The 14,649-nt window shown below is 66.4% G+C and carries 11 protein-coding genes; 7 read left to right on the forward strand and 4 right to left on the reverse strand.

Translation table 11 applies throughout. From position 1 onward, the window contains the following. The coding region (locus YH64_RS04565) for a 2-oxo acid dehydrogenase subunit E2 (protein ID WP_185975335.1) at window positions 1–839 on the forward strand (839 nt) is incomplete at its 5' end. An 8-nt stretch (window positions 840–847) separates the two neighbouring features. Beyond that, on the forward strand, window positions 848–2,245 hold the full coding sequence (gene lpdA, locus YH64_RS04570) for a dihydrolipoyl dehydrogenase (RefSeq protein WP_046803272.1): 1,398 nt from the start codon (window positions 848–850) through the stop codon (window positions 2,243–2,245). A gap of 122 nt (window positions 2,246–2,367) precedes the next feature. Here the strand turns inward: lpdA and YH64_RS04575 are convergent, their stop codons facing one another. The 3 genes from YH64_RS04575 to YH64_RS04585 all read right to left on the reverse strand — a co-directional run bounded on the left by YH64_RS04575 (window position 2,368) and on the right by YH64_RS04585 (window position 6,265). After that, on the reverse strand, window positions 2,368–3,249 hold the full coding sequence (locus YH64_RS04575) for a LysR family transcriptional regulator (RefSeq protein WP_046803271.1): 882 nt from the start codon (window positions 3,247–3,249) through the stop codon (window positions 2,368–2,370). Between the two features lie 179 nt (window positions 3,250–3,428). Next, entirely contained in the window at window positions 3,429–5,297 is a 1,869-nt protein-coding gene (gene ilvD, locus YH64_RS04580; RefSeq protein ID WP_046803270.1) for a dihydroxy-acid dehydratase, read from the reverse strand. Between the two features lie 77 nt (window positions 5,298–5,374). Beyond that, complete coding sequence (locus YH64_RS04585; protein ID WP_046803354.1) at window positions 5,375–6,265, reverse strand: LysR family transcriptional regulator; 891 nt, start codon at window positions 6,263–6,265, stop codon at window positions 5,375–5,377. A gap of 118 nt (window positions 6,266–6,383) precedes the next feature. Here YH64_RS04585 and YH64_RS04590 point away from each other — a divergent pair, with 118 nt between their 5' ends. Together YH64_RS04590 and YH64_RS04595 are read left to right on the forward strand one after the other, a co-directional pair. After that, window positions 6,384–6,929, forward strand: a complete 546-nt coding sequence (locus YH64_RS04590) for a GNAT family N-acetyltransferase (RefSeq protein ID WP_046803269.1) — start codon at window positions 6,384–6,386, stop codon at window positions 6,927–6,929. After that, window positions 6,926–8,128 (forward strand): MFS transporter, encoded by a 1,203-nt coding sequence (locus YH64_RS04595; RefSeq protein WP_143215250.1) that lies wholly within the window; start codon window positions 6,926–6,928, stop codon window positions 8,126–8,128. The genes YH64_RS04590 and YH64_RS04595 overlap by 4 nt, the downstream gene beginning before the upstream one ends. Window positions 8,129–8,207: 79 nt before the next feature. On the opposite strand, the gene queC is transcribed toward YH64_RS04595, so the two are convergent. Continuing rightward, window positions 8,208–8,927: a 7-cyano-7-deazaguanine synthase QueC gene (queC, locus tag YH64_RS04600; RefSeq protein WP_046803267.1), complete on the reverse strand. Its 720-nt coding sequence runs from the start codon at window positions 8,925–8,927 to the stop codon at window positions 8,208–8,210. Window positions 8,928–9,092: 165 nt separating this feature from the next. Here queC and ppc point away from each other — a divergent pair, with 165 nt between their 5' ends. The 3 genes from ppc to YH64_RS04615 all read left to right on the forward strand — a co-directional run bounded on the left by ppc (window position 9,093) and on the right by YH64_RS04615 (window position 14,630). After that, window positions 9,093–11,942: a phosphoenolpyruvate carboxylase gene (ppc, locus tag YH64_RS04605; RefSeq protein WP_046803266.1), complete on the forward strand. Its 2,850-nt coding sequence runs from the start codon at window positions 9,093–9,095 to the stop codon at window positions 11,940–11,942. Between the two features lie 233 nt (window positions 11,943–12,175). Beyond that, window positions 12,176–13,111, forward strand: coding sequence for a 3-hydroxyacyl-CoA dehydrogenase family protein (locus tag YH64_RS04610; protein WP_046803265.1), 936 nt, complete (start codon window positions 12,176–12,178; stop codon window positions 13,109–13,111). Window positions 13,112–13,289: 178 nt separating this feature from the next. Continuing rightward, window positions 13,290–14,630, forward strand: a complete 1,341-nt coding sequence (locus YH64_RS04615) for a short-chain fatty acid transporter (protein WP_046803264.1) — start codon at window positions 13,290–13,292, stop codon at window positions 14,628–14,630. The last annotated feature ends 19 nt before the right edge of the window (window positions 14,631–14,649 follow it).

Genomic DNA, 14,649 nt, shown 5'->3' on the forward strand with positions numbered 1-14,649 from the left:
CGCGCCGCCTGGCCGCGCAGTGGCATGTGGACCTGTTGGGCGTGACCGGCACCGGCCCGCATGGCCGCATCGTGCGCCGCGACGTGGAAGCCGCGCGCGACCGCACCCCCGCGCCCGCCGCGCCCACCGCTACCGCCACGCCACCGTCCGGCCGTCCGGCCGCGCGCCGCGTGCCGCACACCGGCATGCGCCGCGCCATCGCGCGCCGCCTGACGGAAAGCAAGCAGAACGTGCCGCACTTCTACCTGTCGGTGGACTGCAAGATGGACGCGCTGCTGGCCCTGCGCGCGCAAGCGAATCACGGCGGCGCGGTCAAGCTTTCGGTCAACGATTTCATCGTGCGCGCCGCCGCCTTGGCGCTGCGCGAAGTGCCCGAAGTGAATGTCAGCTGGCACGAAGACGCCATCGACTATCACGCGGGCGCCGACATCTCGGTGGCCGTCGCCACCGACGGCGGCCTGGTCACGCCCATCGTGCGCGACGCGGACATCAAGTCCCTGTCGGCCATTGCCGGTGAAATCGTCGAGCTGGCCGGGCGCGCCAAGATCAACCGCTTGAAGCCCGAGGAATTCACGGGCGGCTCGCTGACGGTCAGCAACCTGGGCATGTACGGCATCAGCCAATTTGCCGCCATCATCAACCCGCCGCAGGCCGCCATCCTGGCCGTCGGCGCGGCCGAACGGCGGCCCGTCGTCGGCGACAACGGCGAACTGGTCGCCGCCACCGTCATGACTGTGACGTTGTCCGCCGACCACCGCGCGGTGGACGGCGCGGTGGGCGCGCGCTGGCTGGCTGCCTTGCGCACGCTGATCGAAAACCCCGTGCGCATTTTGCTGTGAGCCCCACGATGACGAAGAACGTGCTTGATGTGGTCGTCGTCGGCGGCGGCCCCGGCGGCTACGTGGCCGCCATCCGCGCCGCGCAGCTGGGCATGTCGGTGGCCTTGGTGGAACGCGCCGAGCTGGGCGGCATCTGCCTGAATTGGGGCTGCATACCCACCAAGGCCTTGCTGCACAGCGCAACGGTGCTGCGCGCCTGCCAGGAAGCGTCACACTACGGCGTCACCGGCGCTGGCGAGGCGCGCGCCGACCTTGCCGCGATGGTGGCGCGGTCGCGCAAGGTGGCGGGCCGGCTAGGCCAGGGTGTGGCGCATCTGATGAAGAAAAACGGCGTGACGGTGTTCGCCGCGCGCGCGCAATTGGCCGGCGCGGGCAAGCTGGCGCTGGACAACGGCGCGACCCTGTCCGCCAAGCACATCATCCTGGCGACCGGTGCGCGCGCTCGCGAACTGCCCGCGTTGCCGCTGGGCGAGCGCATATGGGCCTACCGCCAGGCCCTGGCGCCCACCCAGATCCCGAAGACGTTGCTTGTTGTGGGCGCGGGCGCCATCGGCGCGGAGTTCGCCAGCTTCTACCGCGCCATTGGTTCGGACGTGACACTGATCGACATGACGCCCGAAATTCTGCCGCAAGAAGACGCAGAAATTTCGCAGCTGGCGCGCAAGGCGTTCGAGAAACAAGGCATCCGCGTGCTGACGCAATGCGCCGTCACCGCCTCGTCGCCAAGCGCCACGGGCGTCAACGTGACGCTGGACCAGCAAGGTAAAAAGACGCAGCTTGAGGTGGACCGCGTCATCGTCGCGGCCGGCATTGTCGGCAACGTTGAAGACCTGGGCTTGGAGAAGACGCGGGTGCAGGTCGAGAAGACCCACATCGTCACCGATGCACACTGCCGCACCAGCGAACCCGGCGTCTACGCCATCGGCGACGTGGCCGGCGCGCCCTGGCTTGCCCACAAGGCCAGCCATGAAGGCGTGCTGTGCGTGGAGGCCATTGCGGGCAAGACGGTGCACGCCATCGACCCGCTGCGCATCCCCGCCTGCACGTATTCATACCCGCAAGTGGCCAGCATCGGCATGACGGAAACCCGCGCGCGCGAACACGCCAAGGCCCACGGCGGCGAGATCCGCGTTGGCAAATTCACCTTTGCCGGCAACGGCAAGGCCATCGCCATGGGCGAAGACCAAGGGCTGGTCAAGACCGTGTTCGATGCGACGTCAGGCGAACTGCTGGGCGCGCACATCATCCATCCCGAAGCGTCCGAGCTGATCACCGGCTATGGCGTGGCGGCGTCATTGGAAGCCACCGAGGAAGACTTGATGCACACCGTGTTCGCGCATCCGACGCTGTCGGAAACATTGCACGAATCGGTGCTGGCCGCGTTCGGACGGGCGCTGCACGCGTAAGGAGCAGAAGGCGGCATGCGGGCGGGGCCGCCTTCACTTCGACCTTCGCGTGGCTTGCATGGCTGTGCAAGCCACGCGCCAGAAACGCTTCAGGAGCGCTTCAAGAGCGCGTCAAGAACGCCTCAAACCCGCTGCGCAAAGAAATCCAGAAAGCAGGCAATGCGCCGCGACAGCTGCGTGTTGCGGTGGTACACGGCGTGCATCGGTTGCAGGTGATCGCTGTACACGCCTTCCATCACCTTCACCAACCTGCCCGCCGCGATGTCTTCGCGCACCACGAAATCCGACAGGCAGGCGATGCCCACGCCGCGTAGCGCCAACTGGCGCTGCGTTTCTCCGCTTGATGTGGCCAGCGTCGGCGTCGCCTGAAAGCTGGAGCCGCCCGCGTGCTTGAGCGGCCACAGGTTCAGGCTTTCGGGCTGCGTAAAGCCCAACACTTCATGCCGCGCCAGGTCCTCAACCGTTTCCGGCGCGCCGCGCCGCGCGATGTAGTCGGGACTGGCCATCATCCAGCGCGGCGACGGCCGCAACACGCGCGCATGCAAGGTGGAATCCGTCAGCGGTCCCATGCGAATCGCGATGTCGGTGCGGTGCTCTATCAGGTCCACGATGCGATCGTTGCTGGTCAGTTCCAACGTGATCTCGGGATACTCACGCCGGAATTCCCCCACGTGCGGCACCACGCAATGCAGCATCACCGGCACCGACGCATCCACCCGCAACCTGCCCGCCGGCCGCTGATGCACCATCCGCATGCACTCTTCGGCCTCGTCCAGCGACGCAACAATCTGCCGCGCCTTGGGCAGAAAGTGTGCGCCCTCTTCGGTCAGCTCCATGCGCCGCGTGGTGCGGTTCAGCAGCATCACGCCCAGGTCCTCTTCCAGCCGTGACAAGGCCCGGCTGACCCCCGACGCCGTCTGGCCCAGCAGCTCGGCCGCGGCGCTAAGCGACCCGGCGTCAACCACGCCGAGAAACACGCGCAATGCATCGGAATTCAAAGCCATGTGGTGCGTCCTTGGGGCCCAAAAAACAGCCTGTCTGTTGTATATCGAATTTACAGCCTTAACCCTGTGCTTCGCGGTATCCCGCTACATTGCGCGGTGTCTTGCGACCCCAATGACGCCTCACCGCGCAAATAAAACGGCGCCCCTCGGGCGCCGTTCTTCCCAGCCCTGCGCCGCGATCAGCGCTTGGCTTTTTGCTTCAGCTGCGACAGGTCGCGCACCGCGCCGCGGTCGGCCGACGTGGCCAATGCTGCGTAGGCTTGCAGGGCTTGCGACACCACGCGTTCGCGGCCGACCGGCTCCCAGCCGTCGGCGCGCGCGTCCATCGCGGCGCGGCGGCGGGCCAGTTCTTCGTCGGAAACCGCCAGGTGCATCTTGCGGTTGGGGATGTCGATTTCGATGATGTCGCCTTCTTCCACCAGGCCGATCGTGCCGCCCTCGGCCGCTTCCGGCGAGGCGTGGCCGATCACCAGGCCGGACGAGCCGCCCGAGAAACGGCCGTCGGTGAACAGGGCGCAGGTTTTGCCCAGGCCCTTGGACTTGAGGTACGACGTGGGGTACAGCATTTCTTGCATGCCGGGGCCGCCCTTGGGGCCTTCGTAGCGGATCACGACGACGTCGCCCGCCACGATCTTGTCGCCCAGGATGCCTTCAACGGCGTCGTCCTGGCTTTCGAACACGCGGGCGCGGCCCGTGAAAACCCATTGCGATTCGTCCACGCCGGCGGTTTTGACGATGCAGCCCTTCTCGGCCAGGTTGCCGTACAGCACGGCCAGGCCGCCGTCCTTGGAATAGGCGCTTTCCTTGCTGCGGATGCAGCCCGTCTTGCGGTCGGTGTCCAGCGTCAGGAACGTGGCGTCCTGGCTGAAGGCGACCGTGGTGGGGATGCCACCGGGCGCGGCGCGGTAGAACTTCTGCGCTTCTTCGCTTGCGTCACCGGCCACGTCCCATTTCTGGATGGCGTTGCCCAGCGTGCCGCTGTGCACGTTGCCACAAGACAGGTCCAACAGGTCGGCGCGCGCCAGTTCGCCCAGGATGCCCAGGATGCCGCCGGCGCGGTGCACGTCTTCAATGTGGTACTTGTCGGTGGCGGGCGCCGCCTTGCACAGGCACGGCACCTTGCGCGAGATACGGTCGATGTCCGCCATCGTGAAATCCACGCCCGCTTCCTGCGCGGCGGCCAGCAAGTGCAGCACGGTGTTGGTCGAGCCGCCCATGGCCACGTCCAGCGCCATCGCGTTCTGGAACGCGCTCTTGGTGGCGATGTTGCGCGGCAGGACCGATTCGTCTTCTTCGACGTAGTAGCGGCGGCACAGGTCGACGACCAGGCGGCCGGCTTGTTCGAACAAGCCCTTGCGCCACGCGTGCGTGGCGACGATGGTGCCGTTGCCAGGCAGGGCCAGGCCGATGGCTTCGGTCAGGCAGTTCATCGAGTTGGCGGTGAACATGCCGGAACAGGAGCCGCAGGTGGGGCAGGCGCTGCGTTCGACTTCGGCCACTTCGGCGTCCGACACGTTGGGGTCGGCGGCCTTGATCATGGCGTCGATCAGGTCGATCTTGGCGATGACCTTGCCGTCGGTGGGCGACTTGACCTTGCCCGCTTCCATCGGGCCACCGGACACGAACACGACCGGGATGTTCAGGCGCATGGCGGCCATCAACATCCCCGGGGTGATCTTGTCGCAGTTGGAAATGCAGACCATGGCGTCGGCGCAATGCGCGTTGACCATGTATTCGACCGAATCGGCGATCAGTTCGCGCGACGGCAGCGAATACAGCATGCCGCCGTGGCCCATGGCGATGCCGTCATCGACGGCAATCGTGTTGAATTCCTTGGCGACGCCACCGGCGGCTTCGATCTCTTTGGCGACCAGCGCGCCCAGGTCGCGCAGGTGCACGTGGCCGGGCACGAACTGCGTGAACGAGTTCACTACCGCGATAATCGGCTTGCCGAAATCACCGTCCTTCATGCCAGTGGCGCGCCACAGGGCGCGGGCGCCGGCCATGTTGCGGCCGTGAGTCGATGTGCGGGAACGGTAGTGCGGCATGATTTGTCTCGAGTGCTGTTAGCGTGGCGGCAAAACGGTAAATAATACGCTGGATCGGGCGCAGGCGTGCCGGCAGCCTATGCCCTGAGCGCCAGTAACGCTTCCTGCAAATGGCGCAAGCCCCGGCTCAGCGGCTTGTCGCGGCGCATCACGATGGCCAGATCGCGCGCCAAGTGCGGCGTCAGCGAACGCACCACCAGCGCGTCCCGGTGTCCCGTGCCGGAAACGGCCAGCTTGGGCAGCACCGCGCAGCCCAGGCCCGCCGCCACGATTTCCTTCATGGCCTCGGTGCTGCCCAGCTCCATGAAGGGCTTGCAGGCCACGCCCGCCACCTCGAACCAGTCGTCCACCAGGCGGCGCGTACGTGCGCCAGGCTCAAACAGCACCAAGGGCCACGGAGACAAGGCCTGTGGCGTCACCTGCTCCGGAATCGAGGCAGAGTCGCGAACGGGGAAGATCGCCACGAACTCGTCTTCCATGAGCGGCGTCACCTGGAACATGCGGCCGGGCGCGGGCAGGGTCACCAGCCCCATGTCCAGCGTATTGTTCTCCAGGGCCCGCAGCATATCGGCGGTGTTGCCGGTGCTGGCCACGATATCCAGCGCGGGAAAGCGTCGGCGCAGCTGCGCCAGGATGGGCGGCAACAGATACGTGCAGGCGGTGGCGCCCGTGCCCAGCCGGATGCGGCCGGACACCTGGGACGCATGCGCGGTCATGGCCTGTTCGGCCTGCGCCAGCGCCGCGTCGATCACGCGGATATGGGTCAGCAGTTCAAGCCCGGCGGCAGTCGGGCCGGCACGGCGGCCGACCCGTTCGACAAGTTTCAGGCCAAAACGCCTTTCCAACTGGCGGATTTGCAGGCTGACGGCTGGCTGGGTGACGCCCCCGCGCTCGGCGGCCGCCGAGAAACTGCCAAGCTCAATTACCTGCGCAAAGATGCGTAGATGGACCAGGTTCAAGCCTCGCATGACGCCAACCAAAAGTTTTTCTTATGCAAATCATAATCTTCCAAAGCTTCATTTATGATTTATTTCGGACCAAACTGGCGGCTGGCCCATTTCCCCTACTCTTCGCTACGCCCCCTTTATGTCGCCCAACACGCCAACCCTGCTCATCCGCGACAGCGCGGATGCTGACCTTCCCGCCATCAAAACCATCTACGCGCACCACGTTGAACACGGCACCGCGTCCTTCGAACTGGAGCCGCCTTCCATCAACGACATGCGGCTGCGCCGCGGGGCCGTGCTGGAAAAAGACATGCCGTACCTGGTGGCGGAGATCAATGGCGAAGTCGTCGGCTACGCCTATGTCACGCCGTACCGCCCCCGCCCGGCCTACCGGCACACGGTTGAGGACTCTGTCTATGTGAAAGCCGGCCGCGCCGGCCTGGGCATCGGCGGCAAGCTGCTGGCCGCGCTGATCGACCGCTGCACCGCTGCCGGCTGGCGCCAGATGCTGGCGGTGGTGGGCGACAGCCGCAACGCCGCGTCGCTGGCGCTGCATGCCCGCCAGGGTTTTCATCCGGTGGGCACGCTGCGATCCGTGGGCTACAAGCATGGCGAATGGCGTGACACGGTGCTGATGCAGCGCAGCCTGGGCGAAGGCGACACGACGCCACCGCAGCGCCCGTGATCGCGCCGCGCGCCGTCGTCTGCCTGGGGTTGACCCAGCTGGTCAACTGGGGCGTCACGTTCTACCTGATCGGCGCGTTCGGCCCGGCCATGACGGCCGACCTGGGGTGGAACGCGTCCCTCGTCTATGGCGGGTTTTCAGCCGCCATCGTCACGATGGCGCTGGTGTCGCCGTTGGCGGGCCGGGCCGTGGACCGCTGGGGCGGGCATCGCGTGATGCCGGTGGGCGTGTTGATCGGGGCAACGGGCTGCGCGCTGCTGGCCGCCGCGCACGGGCCGGCCGCTTATTACCTGGCGTGGCTGGTGCTGGGCGTGGGCATGCGGCTGTGCCTGTACGACGCCGCGTTTGCGTCGCTGGCGCGCGCCGCCGGGCCGACCGCGCGCCGGGCCATGTCGCAGATCACGCTGTTTGGCGGGCTGGCATCCACGGTGATGTGGCCGGCCGGACACGCGCTATCCGGCTGGCTGGGGTGGCGCGGCGCGGTGCTCGTCTATGGCGCGCTGGCGTTGGCGACCTTGCCGCTGTATCTGGCGCTGCCTCGCCAACGGTATGCCGCGCCCGCCGCTGTCGCCGACCGCCCGGGCGCCGGCTTGACGCGCAACGCCTCCGAACGCCGCCTGGCCGGCACGCTTTACGCGGTGATCGCCATGCTGACCAACTTCCTGGCCGCCGGCAACGCCGCGCATTTGATCGCGCTGATGATGGGCTTGGGCGTGGCCGGCGCGTCGGCGGCCAGCGTGGCGGCCTTGTGGGGCGTCGGCCAGTTCGCCGCCCGCATGGCCGACGTGACGTTGGGCGCAAGACTGCATCCGCTGACGTTGACGTGGGTCGTCACCACCTTGATGCCGCTGTGCTTTGTGCTGGCGTGGTTGTCGAACGGCAGCGTGTACGCCATTGCCGCCTATGCCTTGCTTTACGGCGCGTGCAACGGGCTGCTGACCATCACGCGCGGCACGCTGCCGCTGGCCTTGTTTGACTTCCGCAGCTACGGCACGCTGGTCGGTGCGCTGCTGGTGCCCAGCTTTTTGCTGACGGCCACGGCGCCCGTGGCGTATGCGTTCTTGATCGAGACGCAGGGTGCGCGCACCGCCATGGCGATGTCGGCGGCCTTGGCGGGCGTGATCGCGGCGGCGGCTTATTTATTAAGACGGCGGTTTATCGGCAGGGTGGTGGCTGTGCCCGCGTCCAGGCGGGCTTAGGCCTGGAGGGCCGCACGCGCCGGCTTGCACCGGCTACGCCTGCGCAACCCCAAGCCCGCATCCCGCCCGCCACTGGCCATCAGCCTTCCGCGGCCGAGGCCGCCACCCACTTTTCCCAGCCGATCTTGCGCAGCTTGCACGCCGGGCATTCGCCGCAGCCGTAGCCCCAGTCGTGCCGCGCACCGCGCTCGCCCAGATAGCAGGTATGGCTTTCTTCGACAATGGTTTCCACCAGGGCGTCGCCGCCCAACTGATAGGCCAGCGCCCAGGTTTCGGACTTGTCGATCCACATCAGCGGCGTCTCGATCGTCATCCGCGTGCCCAGCCCCAAGCCCAGCGCCACCTGCTGCGCCTTGATGGTGTCGTCGCGGCAATCGGGGTAGCCGGAAAAGTCCGTTTCGCACATGCCGCCCACCAGCACGTCCAGCTGGCGCCGATAGCCCAGCGCCGCCGCCAGCGTCAGGAACAGCAGGTTGCGCCCCGGCACGAAAGTGTTGGGCAGGCCGTTAGCCTGCATCTCGATGGCGCGGTCGCTGGTCATGGCGGTGTCGCCCACCTGGCCCAGCACCTTCAAGTCCAGCAAGTGGTCTTCGCCCAGGCGCGGCGCCCAATCCGGAAAGTTGGCGCGGATGTCGCGCAGCACATTCAAGCGCGCCGACAGTTCGATGTGATGGCGCTGACCGTAATCGAACGCCACCGTTTCCACATGGGCATAGCGGTCCAGCGCCCACGCCAGGCAAGTGGTGGAATCCTGGCCGCCCGAGAACAGCACGAGCGCGCGACGTTGATGATTTTGCATAAAGGGGGCTTCTACAAAGACGAAGGGACATCCCGGACTTTAACCGAGGCAAAGCGCCGTTCCCGTAAGGAACGCTGCGTAAAATCAATCGGTCCGATTTTCCTGGTAGTGCCGCAACGCCCACGTCTTTCCTTTCTTCATTCAGCCTGACGGAACCCCCGCCCGATGAAAGCCAGCCGCCCGCAGTCCGAGTCCGCAGAACCCTTGCGCCACGATATCCGCCTGCTAGGCCGTTTTTTGGGCGCCGTGATCGCGGAATGCGAAGGCAAACGGGTGTTCGACACCATTGAAACGTTGCGCCGCACCGCCGTGAAATTCCGGCGCGAAGGCAACGAGGCGGACAGCAAGCTGCTGGAACAGCGCGTCAAGCGCTTGCAAGGCAACGACCCGAATTCCGTGGCGCGCGCCTTCAGCTATTTTCTGCATCTGGCCAACATTGCCGAAGACCGCGACCAGAACCGCCGCCAGCGCACCCGCGCCTTGGCCGGCGACACCGCGCCGCGTGGCAGCCTGCGTGATGCCGTGCAGACATTGGGCAAGCAAGGCGTGGGCGTGGCGCGCATCCGCCGCCTGCTGGCCGACGCCAGCGTGGTGCCGGTGCTGACCGCGCACCCGACCGAAGTGCAGCGCAAGAGCACGCTGGACGTGCACCGCGAAATTGCCCTGGCGCTGACCCAGCGCGACGGCGTGCTGACGCCCGACGAGCTGGCCGAGCTGGATGCCGCGTTGCTTGGCCGCGTGGCCACCTTGTGGCAGACGCGCATGCTGCGCTACACGCGCTTGACGGTGGCCGACGAGATCGAAAACGCCCTGTCGTACTACCGCAGCACCTTCCTGCAAGTCATCCCGCGCCTGTACGCAGACCTGTCCAAGCTGTTGAACCGCGAACCGACCAAGCCGTTTGCCGCGCCGCCCGCGCCGCTGGAACCGTTTCTGCGCATGGGCAGCTGGATCGGCGGGGACCGCGATGGCAACCCCAATGTGGACGCCGCCACGCTGGAACGCGCGCTGCTGCGCCAGGCCACGGTGCTGTTTGAACACTATCTGCAAGAGGTCCACGCGCTGGGCGCGGAACTGTCGATCACCACCCTGCTGATCTCCGCGGACCCGGAACTGCTGGCGCTGGCCGATAACAGCGGCGACGATTCCCCCCACCGCAGCGACGAGCCCTATCGCCGCGCGCTGGTTGGCGTCTATGCCCGACTGGCCGCCACGGCGCAAGCGCTGACGGGGCAGGACCTGGCGCGCCGCAGCACCGTGGCGGCGCCCGCGTATCAAGCACCGCGGGAACTGTCCGCCGACCTGGCCGTGATTGCCGCGTCGCTGGCCGCGCACCACGCCTCGCCCATCGCCAAGCTGCGCCTGTCGGGGCTGCAACAAGCGGTGGAGGTGTTCGGCTTTCACCTGGCCACGGTCGACCTGCGCCAAAGCTCCGACGTGCACGAACGCGCGCTGGCCGAACTGTTCGAGCGCGCCGGCACGCTGCATGAAGGCAAGCCGCTGGACTACCTGGCGCTGGACGAAGACGCCCGCGTGGCGCTGCTGCGTGCCGAACTGGCACAGGCGCGCCCGCTGGCTTCGCCGTGGATCGCCTACAGCGAAGACACCACCCGCGAACTGGCCGTGCTGCGCGCCGCCGCCGCCGGTCGCGCGCGTTACGGCAAGCAGGCCGTGCGCCAGACCATCGTGTCGCACACCGAAACGCTGAGCGACCTGCTGGAAGTCATGGTGCTGCAAAAGGAAGCGGGCTTGATCGCCCCGGTCGGGCAGGACCTGGACCCCGACGACGGCCTGATGGTCGTGCCCTTGTTCGAAACGATTCCCGACTTGCAGCGCGGCGCCGACATCATGGCTGCCTGGCTGGACCTGCCCGAAGTGCGCCAGCGCGTGAAGCAGGCGCAGAACGGCGCGCAGGAAGTCATGCTGGGCTATTCCGACAGCAACAAGGACGGCGGCTTCCTGACGTCAAACTGGTCGCTGTACCAGGCTGAACGCGCGCTGGTGGACGTGTTTTCGTCGCGCCACGTGCGCCTGCGCCTGTTCCACGGCCGCGGCGGCTCGGTGGGACGCGGCGGCGGCTCCAGCTTTGACGCCATCCTGGCGCAGCCGCCCGGCACCGTCGCCGGGCAGATCCGGCTGACCGAGCAAGGCGAAGTCATCCAAAGCAAGTACAAGGACGCCGAGGTTGGCCGCTGGCACCTGGAACTGCTGGTGGCCGCCACGCTGGAATCCAGCCTGGCCCCGCGCGCCGAAGCCACCAGCGCGGAAGATGCGCACATGGCGCAGCACGGCCCGGCCATGTCGTTCATGTCTGACACCGCGCAGCGCACCTATCGCGGCCTGGTGTACGACACGCCGCGCTTTGCCGAGTATTTCTTTGCCGCCACGCCCATCAGTGAAATCGCCGGCCTGAACATCGGATCGCGTCCTGCCTCGCGCAAGAAGGGCCAGCGCATCGAAGACCTGCGCGCCATTCCGTGGGGTTTTTCGTGGGCGCAATGCCGCCTGATGCTGACCGGCTGGTACGGCATGGGCTCGGCCATCGAGGCCTATCTGGAAGTGGGCGCCGAAGGCGGCCCGCGTTCACGACGCGCGCGGCTGGCGCAACTGCGCGAGATGGCGCGCGACTGGCCCGCGTTCCGCACGCTGCTGTCCAACATGGAAATGGTGCTGGCCAAGTCCGACCTGGCCATCGCGGCGCGCTATGCGCAGCTGGTGCCGCAGCGCGGCCTGCGCGAGCGCGTCTTCGGGCTGATCAGCGCCGAACATGGCCGCACGCTGGCCATGCTGAAACTGCTGACCCAACGCGAGTTGCTGGCCGACAACCCCACGCTGCAAGATTCCCTGCGCGAACGTTTTGCGTATATCGACCCGCTGAACTACTTGCAGATCGACCTGATCCGGCGCCACCGCGCGGCGCAGAACAATCCCAAGGCGGAAATAGACGAACGCGTGCAGCGCGCCATCCACCTGACCATCAACGGCATCGCGGCGGGCCTGCGCAATTCCGGCTAGGCGGCAGCGTCCACCTGCCGAACACCGTTGAGGGGCCATTTGTCCACCCCGGGAGACTTTTAGTACTATCCCTGGCAGAAATTCTATACACGCACAAATGTTCGTATATAGAACATAACGATTTTTCTGGCCGCGCCGCACAGAAAGGCACCCTGAGAACGAGACAGAAACCGCCTGGTTCCCCGCGTGCCCGCCTGCAACGCCCGGCTGCAAGCAGCCCCAAGCGAACTGTCATGGATACTCCCCTCAAGAATCTCGCCGTCATCGGCGCAGGCGCCATGGGCAGCGGCATTGCCGCCCTGTTCGCCTCGAAGGGACTGAACATCGTCCTGATCGACCCGATGCCCGGCGCGCTGGACCGTGCCCGCGCCGTCATCGACCGTCAGTTGAACGTCTACGCGCCCGACCAGGTGCAGGAATCCCTGGCGCGCATCCGCATGGATGCCGGCCTGGAGGCCGCGGCCGACGTCGAACTGGTGATCGAGGCGGTGCCGGAAAACCTGGAGCTCAAGCGCGGCATCTTCGCCAAGCTTGACGCGCTTTGCCCCCCGCACACGCTCTTTGCCACCAACACGTCGGGCCTGTCCATCAACGCCATCGCCAGCGCCGTCGCGCGCCGCGACCGCTTCGTGGGCGCGCACTTCTTCACGCCCGCCGACGTCATCCCGCTGGTGGAAGTCGTGCGCAACGACGACACGTCGGACGCCACCGTCGCGCAGGTCATGGCGACGCTGCGCTTTGCCGGCAAGCGGCCCGTGCTGGTGCGCCAGGACATCCCCGGCTTCATCGCCAACCGCATCCAGCATGCGCTGGCGCGCGAAGCCATCTCGCTCTTGGAAAAGGGCGTGGCCAGCGCCGAGGACATCGACGAAGTGGTCAAGTGGAGCCTGGGCATCCGGCTGGCCCTGTCCGGCCCGCTGGAACAGCGCGACATGAACGGCATCGACGTGCATTACGCGATTGCCAGCTACCTGTACAAAGATCTCGAAAACCGCACCGAGCCTTCCGACCTGCTGAAAAGCAAGGTCGACAGCGGCCAGATCGGCGCCAAGAGCGGCCAGGGTTTCTACACCTGGAGCCCCGAGCGCCGCGAACGCGTGCTGCGCGAGAAAAGCGCGGCGCTGGGCGAACTGGCGGCATGGCTGAACAGCAAGGCCGACGACTCCTGACGGCGTTTCTTTTTCGAATTCACAACAGATAAGGCGCGGGGCATTGCCCACCGCGCCATCGGGCCACGAGCCCCACCACACAAAGAAAACCAATCGTCGATCCCCGTTGCGCATCGCCACCCGATGGCGCGCGGGGCACGGCACTAAAGAACCCGCCTACGGAGTTGTTGGAGGCACCATGAATAAACTCGCTTCATTCTTTACCGAGCTGATGCGCAAGTATCTGCCGGATCCTTTTGTTTTCGCGATTGCACTGACCTTGCTGACCGTGCTGCTGGCCATGGGCATCGAAGGCCAGAGCATCGGCGACGTGACCCGCGCCTGGGGCAAGGGCTTCTGGAACCTGCTGGCGTTCACGACGCAGATGGCCGTGATCCTGGCGATGGGCTACGTGCTGGCCACCGCGCCGCTGACCGACCGCCTGCTGAACCGCATCGTCAGCCACGTGCACAAGCCGCACACCGCCATCATCGTCGCCACGCTGGTTGGCGGCGTGGGCAGCTACCTGAACTGGGGCTTTGGCCTGGTCATCGGCGGCATCGTCGCCAAGAAGCTGGCGCTGAAGGTCAAGGGCGTGCACTACCCGCTGATCATCGCGGCCGCCTATAGCGGCTTCACGATGTACGGCCTGGGCCTGTCCGCCAGCATCCCGGTGCTGGTCGCCACCCCCGGCCACCCCACCGCCAAGCAGATGGGCACCATCCCGCTGTCGGAAACCATTTTCTCGGTGCCCATGCTGATCACCAGCCTGGTCATCATCATCACGCTGCCGCTGCTGAACGCGTGGCTGCACCCCAAGAAGGGCGAGAAGATCGTTGAAGTGGACCCGGGCATCGACCGCGACGCCAATGCCTCCAACGCCAGCGAAGACATGCTGGAAAAAGGCACCATCGCCTCGAAGCTGAACAACAGCCGCATCCTGAGCCTGCTGATCGGCGCGCTGGGCATTGCTTACGTCACGTTCCACTTCATGGACGGCGGCTCGCTGGACCTGAACCTGATCAACTTCATCATCCTGTTCCTGGGCATCATCCTGCTGGGCACGCCGGCCGCCTACGTGGCCAAGCTGACCGAAGGCATCAAGACGATTTCCGGGATCATCCTGCAATACCCGTTCTACGCCGGCATCATGGCCATCATGGCCGCGTCCGGCCTGGTGACGTCGATCTCGCAAGTGTTCGTGGATCTTGCCACGCCGGCCACGCTGCCGTTCTGGGGCCTGATCAGCTCGTTCTTCATCAACTTCTTTGCGCCGTCGGCCGGCGGCCACTGGGTCATCCAGGGTCCGTTCATGATCGACGCGGCCAAGGAAATCGGCAGCGCAATGAACCAGACGACCATGGCCGTCATGCTGGGCAACGCCTGGAACGACCTGGTGCAACCCTTCTGGATCCTGCCGGCGCTGGCCCTGTCCAAGCTGAAGCTGCGCGACGTGATGGGCTACACCGTCATCATGATGCTGTGGGTGGGCGTGATCCACATCACCGCCGTGCTGGCCTGGGGCTACGCCACGCACTGATCCCCACGCGCTTTCTTTG

This window comes from Achromobacter sp. LC458, from assembly GCF_001005835.2.
GTDB classification, from domain to species: domain Bacteria; phylum Pseudomonadota; class Gammaproteobacteria; order Burkholderiales; family Burkholderiaceae_B; genus Achromobacter; species Achromobacter spanius_B.

What these genes read in the sequence shown, in the direction of transcription:
- ppc (WP_046803266.1), top strand. Translation starts at nt 9,093, where the DNA reads ATGAAAGCCAGCCGCCCGCAGTCCGAGTCCGCAGAACCCTTGCGCCAC.
- YH64_RS04590 (WP_046803269.1), top strand. Translation starts at nt 6,384, where the DNA reads ATGTCGCCCAACACGCCAACCCTGCTCATCCGCGACAGCGCGGATGCT.
- YH64_RS04585 (WP_046803354.1), bottom strand. Translation starts at nt 6,265, where the DNA reads ATGCGAGGCTTGAACCTGGTCCATCTACGCATCTTTGCGCAGGTAATT.
- YH64_RS04610 (WP_046803265.1), top strand. Translation starts at nt 12,176, where the DNA reads ATGGATACTCCCCTCAAGAATCTCGCCGTCATCGGCGCAGGCGCCATG.
- YH64_RS04615 (WP_046803264.1), top strand. Translation starts at nt 13,290, where the DNA reads ATGAATAAACTCGCTTCATTCTTTACCGAGCTGATGCGCAAGTATCTG.
- lpdA (WP_046803272.1), top strand. Translation starts at nt 848, where the DNA reads ATGACGAAGAACGTGCTTGATGTGGTCGTCGTCGGCGGCGGCCCCGGC.
- YH64_RS04575 (WP_046803271.1), bottom strand. Translation starts at nt 3,249, where the DNA reads ATGGCTTTGAATTCCGATGCATTGCGCGTGTTTCTCGGCGTGGTTGAC.
- ilvD (WP_046803270.1), bottom strand. Translation starts at nt 5,297, where the DNA reads ATGCCGCACTACCGTTCCCGCACATCGACTCACGGCCGCAACATGGCC.
- queC (WP_046803267.1), bottom strand. Translation starts at nt 8,927, where the DNA reads ATGCAAAATCATCAACGTCGCGCGCTCGTGCTGTTCTCGGGCGGCCAG.